Annotated in this window: 12 protein-coding genes; 7 read left to right on the top strand and 5 right to left on the bottom strand. The window is 51.9% G+C overall.

Annotated elements, in window-relative coordinates; genetic code table 11:
* The first annotated feature begins 67 nt into the window (after positions 1-67).
* Positions 68-1210, top strand: coding sequence for a bifunctional diaminohydroxyphosphoribosylaminopyrimidine deaminase/5-amino-6-(5-phosphoribosylamino)uracil reductase RibD (gene ribD / locus Enr10x_RS28005; RefSeq protein ID WP_145452322.1), 1143 nt, complete (start codon positions 68-70; stop codon positions 1208-1210).
* Positions 1211-1228: 18 nt separating this feature from the next.
* On the opposite strand, the gene Enr10x_RS28000 is transcribed toward ribD, so the two are convergent.
* Both Enr10x_RS28000 and thrC read right to left on the bottom strand, forming a co-directional pair.
* Positions 1229-1723 (bottom strand): hypothetical protein, encoded by a 495-nt coding sequence (locus Enr10x_RS28000; protein ID WP_145452320.1) that lies wholly within the window; start codon positions 1721-1723, stop codon positions 1229-1231.
* A 122-nt stretch (positions 1724-1845) separates the two neighbouring features.
* Entirely contained in the window at positions 1846-3255 is a 1410-nt protein-coding gene (gene thrC, locus Enr10x_RS27995) for a threonine synthase (RefSeq protein WP_145452318.1), read from the bottom strand.
* 270 nt (positions 3256-3525) lie between these two features.
* Between thrC and Enr10x_RS27990 the strand changes: the two genes are divergently transcribed.
* A complete protein-coding gene (locus Enr10x_RS27990) occupies positions 3526-4716 on the top strand; it encodes a M24 family metallopeptidase (protein WP_145452316.1) in 1191 nt (396 codons plus the stop codon).
* Between the two features lie 25 nt (positions 4717-4741).
* Here Enr10x_RS27990 and Enr10x_RS27985 read toward each other — a convergent pair whose 3' ends face one another.
* Both Enr10x_RS27985 and Enr10x_RS27980 read right to left on the bottom strand, forming a co-directional pair.
* Positions 4742-4921 (bottom strand): hypothetical protein, encoded by a 180-nt coding sequence (locus Enr10x_RS27985; RefSeq protein WP_145115242.1) that lies wholly within the window; start codon positions 4919-4921, stop codon positions 4742-4744.
* 340 nt (positions 4922-5261) lie between these two features.
* A complete protein-coding gene (locus Enr10x_RS27980) occupies positions 5262-6407 on the bottom strand; it encodes an HlyD family secretion protein (protein ID WP_145452315.1) in 1146 nt (381 codons plus the stop codon).
* A 436-nt stretch (positions 6408-6843) separates the two neighbouring features.
* Between Enr10x_RS27980 and Enr10x_RS27975 the strand changes: the two genes are divergently transcribed.
* From Enr10x_RS27975 to Enr10x_RS27955, 5 genes are all read left to right on the top strand, one after another.
* A complete protein-coding gene (locus Enr10x_RS27975; protein WP_145452313.1) occupies positions 6844-7551 on the top strand; it encodes an orotidine 5'-phosphate decarboxylase / HUMPS family protein in 708 nt (235 codons plus the stop codon).
* Positions 7548-8588, top strand: coding sequence for a zinc-binding dehydrogenase (locus Enr10x_RS27970; RefSeq protein ID WP_145452311.1), 1041 nt, complete (start codon positions 7548-7550; stop codon positions 8586-8588). Before Enr10x_RS27975 ends, Enr10x_RS27970 begins: the two co-directional genes overlap by 4 nt.
* An 82-nt stretch (positions 8589-8670) precedes the next feature.
* Positions 8671-9552: a sugar phosphate isomerase/epimerase family protein gene (locus tag Enr10x_RS27965; protein WP_145452309.1), complete on the top strand. Its 882-nt coding sequence runs from the start codon at positions 8671-8673 to the stop codon at positions 9550-9552.
* A gap of 482 nt (positions 9553-10034) precedes the next feature.
* Positions 10035-10658 carry a hypothetical protein gene (locus tag Enr10x_RS27960; protein WP_145452307.1) on the top strand — a complete coding sequence of 208 codons (624 nt, stop codon included), beginning with the start codon at positions 10035-10037 and terminating at the stop codon, positions 10656-10658.
* A 25-nt stretch (positions 10659-10683) separates the two neighbouring features.
* The gene (locus Enr10x_RS27955; protein WP_197997402.1) at positions 10684-11190 is read left to right on the top strand and encodes a HEAT repeat domain-containing protein; all 507 of its coding nucleotides are present in this window, start codon (positions 10684-10686) and stop codon (positions 11188-11190) included.
* A gap of 19 nt (positions 11191-11209) precedes the next feature.
* Here the strand turns inward: Enr10x_RS27955 and ggt are convergent, their stop codons facing one another.
* Positions 11210-12952, bottom strand: a complete 1743-nt coding sequence (gene ggt / locus Enr10x_RS27950) for a gamma-glutamyltransferase (protein WP_232093166.1) — start codon at positions 12950-12952, stop codon at positions 11210-11212.
* Positions 12953-13173: the final 221 nt, after the last annotated feature.

Here is a 13173-nt window from a genome sequence, read left to right as displayed (position 1 = left end):
CATACGAGCTGATCTTTCTGTGGATGGGCAGCTTAGTATTATCCTATGAAGTAAAGTATTGCGTGCCGTGGACCCGATCAGACAGTTTTCCAGCACTGAAGCCGTCATGCAGCGTGCCCTGGAACTGGCCCGTCTGGGAGAAGGTTTTGTCGAACCCAACCCGGCGGTCGGCTCGGTCATCGTGAATGAAAGCTTGCAGCTGTTGGGCGAGGGATATCATCAGCAGTGTGGCGGACCCCATGCTGAAATTCATGCATTGCGGATGGCTGGTGATCTGGCCCGAGGAGCCACGATTTATGTGACGCTGGAACCCTGCTGTCATCATGGGAAAACCGGTCCCTGCTCACAGGCTCTGATTCAGGCGGGCGTCAAGAAAGTCGTGATCGCGATGCGTGATCCAGCCCCCCATGTGGACGGGGGAGGAATCGCTGAGTTGAAACAGGCCGGGATTGAAGTCGAATTGGGGCTGCTGGAAGCGGAAGCGCAGCAGCTTGTGCGGCCATTCGTAAAGCGGGTGACACAGGGACTGCCCTGGGTGCATGCCAAATGGGCCATGACGCTGGATGGGAAAATCGCGAGTCGCACGGGGCATTCGCAGTGGATTTCGAATGCCCGGTCGCGGGAAATTGTGCATCAGCTGCGCGGGCGTATGGATGGGATTATGGTAGGGCATCAGACGGCTTTGGCAGATGATCCACTGCTGACAGCGCGACCTGCGGGCAAACGGATTGCCACCCGCATCGTGGTGGACTCACAGGCCACGCTTGCCAGTCGTTCAAAACTGGTGCAGACGATTTCTGATGCCCCCGTAATGGTGATGGCCCATCGGTCTGCACCTGCTGAAAACGTTCAGCGACTGGAGGAGGCAGGCGTCGAAGTGTTATTGACCGGGAACGATTCTCAGTCAGGGGCAGCATTTCCCGATCTCAGGGAGTGCCTGCAGGAACTGGGACGCAGAGAGATGACAAACCTGTTGATCGAAGGGGGAGGGGGATTGCTCGGTTCCTGTTTTGATGCGGCGCTGATTGATGAAATACACGTTTTTGTTGCCCCCAAGATTGTGGGAGGCGGGGCCGCGATCACTCCGATTGCGGGAGTCGGACTGGAGCAGATCCCCAACTATGCGAATGTCACGGAGTCTGCGATCCAACAGCTGGATTCCGATCTTTATATCCGGGGACGGATTGCGTATGAGAACCCCACGGATTGAGGATCACCTGTCCGGAACTTAGTTCAGGGAACGCGAGAGCGTATCGAGTAGAGTTCGTAGTTCAGGACGCTGTCTGATTACCCCGACCAGAGCGTATTTGCTCAGATTGCTGCCATACATCTGACGGTTCAGCGTGGGACGCACTTCTTCTTTGAAGTAGCGATCCTGACGGAAGCGGATTGCAGCATAGCAGACTGCCATCGCCACGAGGCCCAGTCCCAGGTCCAGGTACCAGCCCTCCCAGCTCAATTCCAGTCTATCATGAATGAGAACACAGACCCAGAACCAGGCCAGTAATGCAATCCAGACCGGGCGGGCTACCAGCGCATTGAGCCGTTCGTTGGCGTGCACCAGATGTCCGTAAAATTCGGGGCTGGCCATCTCATCAAGCGGGCGCTCTTTCTGGAAATTTTCACAGACCAGTTCACCATGATTCCGTGAAACAATTACCGACTCTCCTTCTTCAGGGAGAAAGTCAGCCAGGTATTCCAATTCCTCAAAGGGTGTGCTCATTCCTTTTCCCTTATCTTAATTCTCATCGGTTACAGAATCTCTTTTTATGCGAAGCTGAAACACACTGATGTGCATTAAGATTTTGTATCAATTAACAGGAAGCTCTCAGCGCCAAAGTATGATTAGAAAGATCGAATCACATTTATTATTTTATCTAAATCATTCTCAACGACAATAGGTCCGTTCGAAAAAGGCGTTTTGTTTACGCCATGATTTTTCAGTTTTTCATCCAGATGTTCATCAGTTGCAGAGTGATAAGCCACTGTGGCGTTAGGATCTTTCAGTTGATGTCCGGTCAGAATACAGACCACGCGGTCGCCGGCAGCAATGACTCCTTCTTCTTTGAGAAGTTTCGCACCAGCAACGCTGGCAGCGCTGGCGGGCTCGCATCCGAATCCCCCAGCTCCTACCTGTGCTTTCGCATCCAGGATTTCCTGGTCGCTGACTTCACGGACAAGGCCATCACAGACATCCAGGGCGCGCAGTGATTTGGAGAAATTGACCGGACGATTAATTTCAATCGCACTGGCCAGAGTTGAAGCCCGACGGTCCTCCTGGTCCATTTTCGTAAAGAAATCGGTCGAGCGATCGCGATCATAGCGTCCCTCGTTCCAGCGGAGTCCTTCTTTTTCGTAGAGCTGGTACAGGGTATCGGCGCCTTGCGCGTTGATGATAGCCAGTCGGGGAATGCGTTCGATCAGTCCAAGTTCCTTGAGTTCCATGAAGGCCTTGCCGAAAGCGCTGGAGTTCCCCAGGTTTCCGCCCGGAACAACGATCCAGTCTGGGACTTGCCAGTCCAGTCCTTCGAGGACCCGATACATGATCGATTTCTGACCTTCCAGGCGGAACGGGTTTACGCTGTTACAGAGATAGATGCCTTCGGTCTGACAGACTTCACGCACGCGTGCCAGGGCATCATCGAAGTCACCCTGGATCTGAACCGTTTTTGCGCCGTAATCGAGTGCCTGAGAGAGTTTCCCAAACGCGATCTTTCCGCTGCCTACGAAGACAACGACTTTGAATTTCTGTGCCACACTGGCATAGACAGCCAGCGAAGCACTGGTATTTCCGGTCGAGGCACAGGCGGCCACTTTCGCGCCAACCATTGTGGCGTGAGTAGAAGCTGCGGTCATGCCGTTATCTTTAAAGCTGCCTGAAGGGTTCAGACCTTCGTACTGCAAAAACAGACCGTCTTCGTTGAGCCCCACATAGCGCGCGACTGGCTGAGACGACTTGAGCATCGTCTGGCCTTCACCGATTGTGATGATCTGTTCGTCACGGGCAAAGGGAAGCAGTTCTCGAAACCGCCAGACGCCACTGAAATCCAGAGGGCGATTGCGATGGCTCCAGCGTTTTTCAAAATCACGTAATGACTGAGGCAACGTCACCTGGTCCCACTGGTAGGTGACATCGAGTAATTCCCCACACTTGGGACAGCCCGTTAAGACTTCATCCAGGGAATAGGTGGCTGCACAATCAGGTGAAATGCATTTCTGGAAAGCAAGTTCAGTCGATACAGTAGAAATCGTAATTTCTCCTCAGTCTCAGATAAGAGATGATTGATTTAATGTGATTTAGATGGGGGAATCTAACAACCGGGGTTTATTGTCCAGACCGCTCCCGGGATACGCAACAGAAAGCAGCGGCAAACAAGGGGTTTTTCCCGGAAGTTCGCTCAATTTGTGGGATGCTGTATCAAAGCTCTTCTTGCAATAATATTTCTAACGTCTTACATTGATTTGAGTAACGGCGATTTGCCAAACCAATTTTTCTCTTACTCTGAATCAGCAGGCATTGAGACGATGTTCGATCTTTCCCGGGTACAGGCTGCATTAGATCAGTTCCAACTGGATGGCTGGTTGTTTTATGATTTTCGGGGCAGCAATGTGCTGGCTCTACGGATACTGGATATCCCCGAAGCCGCCATGGGATCACGGCGGTTTTTTTACTTTGTTCCCCGTGAAGGTGCGCCGGTGAAACTGGTTCATCGGATTGAATCCGGGGCACTCGATCATCTTCCGGGGGAGAAGGTCATCTATCTGAAGTGGCAGGAACTGGAAGCAGAGCTGGCTTCCATCCTGCAGGGAACCAGTGCGGTGGCGATGGAGTATTCTCCCCGCAATGCCAATCCCTATATTTCCCGAGTCGATGCGGGGACCGTGGAACTGGTACGTGAAACCGTGAGCTCGATTGTGCCGTCTGGAGATTTGGTGCAGCTGTTCGAAGCGGTCTGGGATCTGGAGCAGTGGGAACTGCATCAGCGGGCGGGGGTTTCAACCGATAAAGCGTTTGATGTCGCCTGGTCATTCATTGCACAAGAAGTGCGAGAGAACGGGGGCGTCGAAGAGCAGGCAGTGTGTGATAAGATCATGCAGCACTTTGCGGAGACCGGGCTGACGACCTACCATCCGCCGATTGTGGCCCGTGAAGCACATAGTGGCAATCCGCATTATGAAACCGGTACCGGATCAGAGACGGCGATTCGCGAAGGGGATTTTGTATTGATCGACCTGTGGGCAAAATGCGATATGCCCCGTGGCGTTTACAGCGATATGACCCGCGTAGGGTTTGTTGGAAGTGAAGTTCCGGAAAGATATGCAGAGATCTTTGAGATCGTGGCGCGTGCGCGAGATGCCGGCATTACTCTGGTTGAACAGTCATTTGCCACGGGAAAAGCACTGCAGGGATGGGAAGTCGATCAGGCCTGTCGTGATGTCATTGAACAGGCAGGGTACGGCGAGTATTTCGTGCATCGTACCGGTCACAGCATCGGGCAGGAAACACATGGGAACGGCGCCAATATGGACAACCTGGAAACCCATGAGGAACGGCTGATTCTGCCTCAAACCTGTTTCTCGATTGAGCCGGGAATCTATCTACCGGAATTCGGGGTGCGAAGCGAGGTCAATGTCTTTGTAGATGATGCCCACAAAGTTCATGTAACAGCCGGGGAGCGCCAGACAGAGATTCTTCCTGTGATGAAAGAATACTGAGTCAGACGCTCCGGAAGAGTCGAGATTATTCCTGATCGATTCGAAGCATTTCGTCCAGGATAACAGGATGCCAGAGATCGTCGCGCTGCGATTCTTCGGTGTAGTTCTTTCGTGCCCAGGTGCGCAGCTTCATCTCCTCAATCACATCGACCGGAAGCTGGTCTAACTGATAAGTCGAAAAAGGAATGGTAGCTGAATTACCCAACGGTCTTCTCCTCACTGCAAATGGTTTGAGAATGAAACTCGGCGAACCAGCTTCCTGCAGCCGCACGACCCGATTTGTTAAAGAACGTACCTGAATTCTCTCGCAGAAGATGGGGCGCTGATAGCAGTTCCCAAAGCGTTTGAGAGAGAAAAGCTCAGGTTTCCAGCGAAAAATCACTCCTGTCGAGAACCGCTGGATTGACAAATATTGTAGCTTTTCTGTCTGGAATGCAAGTCGAAATTCATTCACCAGAGGCGCAATCGACGGAAGGCAAGGAATTGTCAGTGGTTAGGATTTCCCTCAACCTGGAATGAAATTCCCGGAACTCGGCGTAGATCACTTATTTTTTTAGTGAGATGTCGACGGTTGTTCCCATGGGCAGGTCTGGCCATAACGGTCCTGCGGGTTCGACATGCACCAGAATAATGCTCTCGCTGGAGCCTGGCTTCCGAACTGCCTGCTCAGAGATTTTCTTAACGAGGCCTTTGCCCTTCAAATCTCCCGAGAAGAGGATTTTGACTTCGGTACCTTCGTCAAAGAGACTGATCTTGCGGGAGGGAACTTCGACCACCAGGTAGGGATGTTCTTTATCGAACAACTCGACAATGGGGGCACCTTTCTGGATTGAATCGCCGACTTCCTTTTCCAGGATGCCTACGGTGCCGTACTGACCAGCTTTGAGTTGCAGGTCTTCGCGTTGTATTTCGAGTTGTTTCAGTTCACTTTTGACTTGCTTCAATCGATTCTGAATTACTTCTACACCCATTGCCAGACGGATCTGCTGCGGGAGTTTTCTCTGCAGGGCTTTGAGTTCTGCCATCTGTTCTTCACAGAGTTTGACCCGGGCTGCAAAGACTTCGGCAGAGTTACGAGCCGATTCCTGCCGGAGCATGGCAGTGATCCGGTTCTCATCCGGCAGACGGCTTTCATAGACCAGCGAGCGAAATACTTCTTCATTCGAGCCAGTACTGGATATGGAATCGTAATCCTGCAGAAAGTCCTGCCAGGCCAGATTCGTAATCTGATGGATGTACTGTTCTTTGAGATACTGAGATGATTTCAGTTTGGCATTGAAGACTTCGGATTCGATTTCTTTGTTTCTCAAAGCCAGTTCGACTTCCGTCTTGGCTTTCGACTGTTCCAGTTGGGCTTCGAGAGCGACCAGTTGCTGATGCTTGGCCTGCCAGGTTTTTTCCAGCGAACGATCGAAAAGTGTGACAATGATTTCTTCACTGCCAACGGTCTGTCCTTCTTTCACATGAATTTCCTGAATGACGGCATCATTGCGGGCGGTCACAATCGTTTTGGGAGCCTGAAGTGAACCCACATAACTTTCAACGCGGATTCCCCTGACCCACTGGGCGCAACTGACGCCTCCGATAAGAGCGATCAGCAATATGACCAGAGCCCGGAATCCGAGCGAGGAAGAGTGATGTTGGTTCAGGTGATGTTGCACCTGATAGTCATCCATAGTTTCAGCAGGCATTTCTGGCTGTCCTGTCAATCATCCAGAGTCAAACAGTCTTTCAAAGGCGTACACAGTACGCCATTAATCGAATCGGATTCCGGAAGATCAGAATTTACCTCAAAACCGTCAAATTCCACACTACCGGGCGGTTAGCTGTTAAACTTTAACGTTTACGAAGACTTCATCTGGTCTGGATGTAGATTGACCGATGAAGAATGTGAACTTATGAATACATTGGTCCGGTACAGCCCAGAGTGCGGCAGGTGGTTCGCGATCGATCTGGAACCGTGTTGTTTCGAAAAAAGATCCGCCTGGGATCAGGTCCGCTGCAGTCGCAATTCTGAAATCCTTTGGTTAGGATGAAATGACGACTGTTCTAGAGTGAGTCACAGAGATGAACAAATCAGACCATCCCATTTCAGACAGACATAGAATTAGAAAGTGAAGCGAGTTTATGAAGCCGATCGTACAAATTTCACTGGATCTGACCAATATAGAAGAAGCGCTCGAAACGGCGGCGATGGCGATGCGTGCGGGAGTCGACTGGCTGGAAGCAGGCACGCCGCTGATTCTGGCTGAAGGTTTGAATTGTGTCAGGGAACTGCGTAAGGCATTTCCTGAGACGCCCATTGTTGCTGATCTCAAAACGATGGACGGTGGTTATCTGGAAGCAGAAATGATGGCGAAAGCAGGCGCGACTCATGTGGTTGTGATGTCGCGGGCCCACGAGGAGACCATCCATTGTGTGGTGAAAGCGGGACAGGATCATGGCGTGAAAGTGATGGGGGATAACCTCGCTGACGATATGGTTGCCGCTGCGAAGAAACTGGAAGATCTGGGTTGTGACTATGTGATTCACCACGTGGGCTATGATGAACGACGGGGGATTGCAGCACGCGGCGAACGGATGCCGAGTCCCCTCGATCAGTTGAAAGAAGTGGTCGAAGCGGTCAGTATTCCGGTACAGGCAGTTGGTGGACTTTCGCTGGAGCAGGCGATTCGCACACCCGAATATGGTGCACCCCTGGTTGTACTCGGAGCCCCACTGACCATTGATGCAGACTCTTTTAAAACAGCCAGCGGTGATCTGGAAGATTCCCTGCGACTGATTTGTGAAAAAGTACATGCTTACGGTGATGTAGCGATCGGAGGTCAGAAATGAGTCAGGTGGAATCACTGCAGACTGCTGTTGTCAATTATGCTCCCGAGGCTGACTCTGTGGAGCTTCAGGAGATTCCGGTACCCGAGATCGGACCGGATGAAGTCTTACTGGAAGTCGCTGCGGTAGGCGTGTGTGGCAGTGACCTTCATCAATGGACGGCAGATCACAGCTGGCCCGTCAACTATCCTGTGGTGCTGGGACATGAATTTGCCGGTACGATTTCGGAGACCGGTGAACTGGTACGCAACTGGAAGACCGGAGATCGCGTCGTCAGTGAAACTGCAGCGATCATTGATCCGGATAATCCGTTGTCCAGAGAGGGACGTTACAATCTGGATCCCACTCGCAAAGGATTTGGTTATGGTGTGAATGGAGCCATGACCAGCTTTGTTCGTGTACCTGCCCGTTGTCTGCATCGTGTACCGGACAGCCTCCCCCTGGAAAAGGCGGCGCTCACCGAGCCCTGTTGTGTGGCCTTTAATGCCGTCGTGATGAACGGCGACATTCAGCCGGGAGACCGTGTAGTGGTCTTTGGTCCAGGACCGATTGGATTATTGTGTGCAGCGATGGCCCGTCTGCAGGGAGCAGAAGTCGCTGTCGTCGGGCTGGAGCGGGACAAGGGGCGGTTGGAGATCGCCGCGAAAGAATATGGCTGTGAGCCGATCGTGGAGGGCCTGGATGACTGGTCTCAGGCTGTTGATGGACTCGGTGTGAACGGAGTGGTTGATGCTGCCGGCGTCTCGGTGACGCTGAAGAAATCACTGGAGATTGTTCGCCCTGCTGGATGGATCAGCAAAGTGGGCTGGGGGCCGCAGCCTCTGGGTTTCTCGCTGGATCCCCTCGTGCAGAAAAATATTCGACTCCAGGGGAGTTTCAGTCATAACTGGCCGATCTGGGAACGGGTCATCCGTCTGTTAACCACAGGACAATTAAATATTGATCCCATTATAGGTGGCACCTGGTCATTGAGTGAATGGCATACTGCTTTTGAGACCATGCATTCGGGAGAGATCGTGAAAGCAGTCCTCACCCCCTGATACCTGATGCTGTCTTGTGAAATCGAAGAATTGAGACACCTTAATTTAATTCCTGCAACGTTGATTTAAACTGGATCTTTCCATGCCCAAACTTGCTGCGTTTCCCAAAGCGTTTATGGATGAATTGTGCCTGTCCGGCGAAATGACCCTCCGTCAGTGGATTGAGCTGGCGGCGACACTCGATATCGATGGTCTTGAGTTTTATGCGGGCTTCCTGGAAATGAAAGATCAGAGCTTCTGGCCCGAAGCGAAAAAAATGGCAACAGATCAGGGGTTGGAGATTCCCATGATGTGCTGCTCCCCGGATTTCACTCATCCTGATGAAGCGTTTCGTAAAGAGCAGATCGAACATGAAAAGTTCTGGATGGAGATGACGGCGGCACTGGGAGGGAAGTACTGTCGGGTCCTTTCCGGGCAGAGGCGTCCCGAAGTCTCCCGGGAAGAGGGGATCCAGTACACGGTCTCATCGATCGAAGCGTGTCTCCCCCTGGCAGAGCAGTTGGGGCTCACGCTGATCATTGAAAATCATTATAAGGATAATTACTGGGACTATCCGGAATTCGCGCAGATGGCGGATGTCTTTTGTGATCTGGTATCCCGTATTGATTCACCTCATTTCGGTGTGAACTACGACCCGAGTAATACCATCCTGGCGGGAGAGGATCCCCTGGAGCTTTTGGCGCGGATTAAAGATCGTGTGGTGACGATGCATGCCAGCGACCGTTATCTGATCGAAGGAACGATCGAGGATCTTCGCAAAGAGGAAAACAGCCTGGGCTATGCCAGCCGTCTCAGCCATGGTGTGATTGGAAAAGGCCTCAATGACTACGATGAAATCTTCTCGCAGTTGAAGGGAGTCGGTTTCGACAGCTGGATCAGCATCGAAGATGGGGTGAACGGCATGGAAGAACTACAGGAAAGTGTGGCATTTTTGAGATCAAAAATGGCTCAATATTGGGGATAATGCCGATTTTATTGAGAATTGGCGAAGATATGGAGGAATAGGGGGATATCCGGCTGTTGCACATACGTCCAATTTGAAGTATGGTGTATACATCTGACTCCAGGGTGTCCTGGGCTGTGTTAATACGTCTATTTATTTAGACAAATTTTATATGTTTCTCCATCTTAGTCGTAAAGTACAATCGATCATTCAATGATTGTCGCTCGTGCTTTACCGGCTGTCTCCCTATTTTGCAGAACCGAATCGCCATGTTGGTTATCACTCACAGAACAGGTTTGCTGGTTACGTTCTTTGCAGGACTGTTTGTATTGAGCGGCTGCGGCAGTTCAAATTCTCCCGAGCAACGGCGTGTGAGTTCCAACCCCTTTGCGCCCAACAGTAACAAGTCCTCGTCGCGTCCCCAATCCATTCAGCCGTCTGGGCCTCGTCCAGCGACGGGTTCGACGGACTCTCATGCTTCAGAGACATCGGCAACCACGAAAATGGAGGCTGAGCCACAGCCAGCACCTGTTGATAGCGGTACAGATATCATCGCTCAGACCAGTCAATATACGCTCGATACTAAGAACCCGGGAGTTGCGGTGATCGTCCGGGGAATCAGTGATAAAATGCCTGAAGCGATGCCGCTGATTTTGAAGGCACTCTCTCCGATTCTCGGGGACCAGAAGCAGCAGCCGGCCGGTTCTACGCCGACACAGCTTGAGCAGCATGTGATTGATAAGCAACTGGTCCTGATTTTGCGCCCCGCACCTGCAGATCTATTTGCCTTCGCACAGAAACTGAAGTGTGGAGCGATCAAGGAGATCGATATTCAGAAGCGGATCATCACGGTCGAGACTGAGCTGCCGCAACTGATGGCACTTGCACAGAATGGCCAGGCCGGAAATCCGGGTATGGATTCTGATGTTAAAGTCTCTGCTAACTCCGAGTCTCTGAAAAATATGAAGTCAGAGTCTACCACTCCGGCTGTGGGGAATCAGCCAGAGAAGCCCCTGCTTCCCAAGAGCACCATTGGGACAGACCGCGATTTTAAAACCCAGGCCGGGAGAAGAAACCATCGACTGGGCACTGCGTGTGATTTCCGGATCAAGTTCCTTTGCGCATGATACCGCCTGCAAAAAACTGGCGAAAATGGAACCGGATCCTGAAAATCTGCAGCGGGTTTCTGCGATTCTCGCCGCAACTCTCCCTCTGGCTAAAGAAGGCTTTCGGATGCCGGAACATGTGAATGTCATGGCCGTGTGGTACACGGATGGGGCAACCCGGGAATTTGCCAAGCTGCTGGAGAATGAAAAGGATTTTCTGGTCCGCGAAAAAATTATCAGACTGCTGCCAACCATTCATTCTGAAACGATGGCTGAAGTTCTGGTGGGACGGCTCTCCGATCGGGAAGACAGAAAGGACGCACGTAGAGCGCTGCAGATTATGGGTGAGATCGCGGAAAAGCCGGTCCTGCAGTTATTGAATGATCCCGATTCTTCGTTGCGGATTGAAGCCTGTAATGTTCTACAGTCGATTGGAACTGAAGAAGCAGTTACCGCTTTAAAACAGCGCGCTGAAACCGAAGATAACGCGGTCGTGAAAACGCTACTTGTTGACACCCAGGCTAAGATCGAAAAGAAATCCGCTGGCAAATAAACACTCGCTCTGCGTGATCTTAATAGCCTGCTGCCGATCCGTGTTTCCGGGGATCGCTGTGTCCCCGTAAGCCATCCGGCTGACGGGAGACAGCCTGGGATGCGGCAAGACTGGAACTCTTTTTAGGGGAGTGTCCATACTGTTTCAGTTTTTCACCTGCCTGCTTAAACAGCTCCGGTTCCATTAACAGATCTTCCGGGACCCATTGGTGGTGAATGCGGGGGGAATTGACAGCCTGTGTTGGTGTCATCCCAAATACGATCATGTTCAACAGCACTTGCAGAGTACTGGAAATAATGCGCGGTCCACCCGAGGCGCCAGCTGAAAAGACAGCTTTGCCATCTTTGACAGCAATTGTGGGCGACATACTGGAAAGTGGTTTCTTCCCCGGCTCGACTTCATTGGCTTTACTCTGAATCAGACCAAAGGCGTTGGGTTTACCCGAAATCGCGGCAAAGTCGTCCATTTCATTATTCATGACGATACCGTATTTCGGAATGACAACGTAGCTGCCAAATGTCAGATTGATCGTCTCGGTACAGGCGACCGCGTTCCCCTCCACATCCATGACAGAGAAATGACTGGTGCCGCCATCCTGGGGAGGCACGTAGCGGCCGTACTCTTTCAGGGGTTTCGTCTGTTGCGTATCGATTCGGCCGGCCAGGTGGCTGGCATAGTCACTGCTGGTAAGACGTGCGATCGGTACCGGAACAAAGTCGGCGTCGCCCAGGTATTCCGCCCGATCAGCGAAGGCATGTTTCATGACTTCTGTGAGCAGGTGGATTTCTTCGGGGGAGTGATATTTCAGTTTCCCAAACGGCTGTTTTAAGGTCTGTTTTTCGAGAGCCTTGATCATGTTAAAGGATTCAATAATCGCGATCCCACCACTCGACGGGGGAGGCATGGTCAAGATTGTATAGCCATTGAAAGTGGTGGTCAGAGGCTTGCGAATCACTGGTTGAGTCGCTTTTAAATCCTGGAGAGTCAGAATTCCACCAGCTGATTCCCCGCAGGCAGCGACTATGGCTTCAGCGACCGGGCCTTTGTAAAACCCGTCCCTGCCGTGCTCGGCAATTAATTCGAGTGCTTTCAGCTGAGGACTGAAAAAACGGTCATCATTTTTCCAGGGTTTTCCATGATTCAGGTAGTCGTCGATGAGAGTCTTGAACTCTTCCGGGTTTAGAGTTCCCTGTTTGATGCGGGCCAGCATGCCTCGCTGCACCGAACGCATGTGATCGTTAATCGGAACCCCCCGCCGAGCCAGCTGGATTGCAGGCTGCATGACGGTTTTCAGATCCAGCGTTCCGTATTCTCTGACTGCATAGCTGAGGCCCGCGACAGTGCAGGGGACTGCGACTGCCAGTGGTCCCTGGCGGCTGGCCAGCTGTCGTTGTTTATCAGTTCCCGGCAATTTTGCGTACATTTCCGGAGTCGCTGCCGCTGGTGCCCGTTCCCGATAATCAATGACGGTTGCCTTCTGGTCTTTCGCATTCCAGATCACCATAAAACCGCCTCCCCCCAGACCACAACTGGCAGGGCGGAGCACGGTCAGTGCAAACGATGTGGCGACAGCAGCGTCAACGACATTGCCGCCCGCTTTCAGAATCGCGATCCCGGCGGCACTTGCCAGAGGATGATCGGCGGCAACGACGCCATGTTCATATACCTTTTCTGCAGGTACTGGAGCAGGTTCTGCAGCCTGAGCTGGTTGAGGGCAGATCGCGAACAGGCAGGCGAGCATGAGGCACAAAATGTTATTCAACAAGGATTTACACTTTAGATGGTTCATCAGCATGTTCTGACCTCGGGTGAAGTTCTCAGGGAATCCATAAATTGTGCCAATCGGTGGAGACAAACTTCTTTTGCCGCTCGAAGTCTGTAATCACTCTGTTTATACTATGCGACCAGTGTAGATTGATTTCCAGAGTGAATGCCGGAAAATCTTCCCAGATGTGCAGCAAGCCTGTGTTCCTGCTGAAAGCA

It is taken from the genome of Gimesia panareensis, from assembly GCF_007748155.1.
GTDB classification, from domain to species: domain Bacteria; phylum Planctomycetota; class Planctomycetia; order Planctomycetales; family Planctomycetaceae; genus Gimesia; species Gimesia panareensis.
The sequence above is the reverse complement of the archived record's forward strand: the minus strand, read 5'-3'. Positions and strand labels throughout refer to the sequence as shown.

What these genes read in the sequence shown, in the direction of transcription:
- Enr10x_RS27975 (WP_145452313.1), top strand. Translation starts at nt 6,844, where the DNA reads ATGAAGCCGATCGTACAAATTTCACTGGATCTGACCAATATAGAAGAA.
- Enr10x_RS27960 (WP_145452307.1), top strand. Translation starts at nt 10,035, where the DNA reads ATGGAGGCTGAGCCACAGCCAGCACCTGTTGATAGCGGTACAGATATC.
- Enr10x_RS28000 (WP_145452320.1), bottom strand. Translation starts at nt 1,723, where the DNA reads ATGAGCACACCCTTTGAGGAATTGGAATACCTGGCTGACTTTCTCCCT.
- Enr10x_RS27965 (WP_145452309.1), top strand. Translation starts at nt 8,671, where the DNA reads ATGCCCAAACTTGCTGCGTTTCCCAAAGCGTTTATGGATGAATTGTGC.
- Enr10x_RS27980 (WP_145452315.1), bottom strand. Translation starts at nt 6,407, where the DNA reads ATGCCTGCTGAAACTATGGATGACTATCAGGTGCAACATCACCTGAAC.
- Enr10x_RS27970 (WP_145452311.1), top strand. Translation starts at nt 7,548, where the DNA reads ATGAGTCAGGTGGAATCACTGCAGACTGCTGTTGTCAATTATGCTCCC.
- Enr10x_RS27955 (WP_197997402.1), top strand. Translation starts at nt 10,684, where the DNA reads ATGGAACCGGATCCTGAAAATCTGCAGCGGGTTTCTGCGATTCTCGCC.
- Enr10x_RS27990 (WP_145452316.1), top strand. Translation starts at nt 3,526, where the DNA reads ATGTTCGATCTTTCCCGGGTACAGGCTGCATTAGATCAGTTCCAACTG.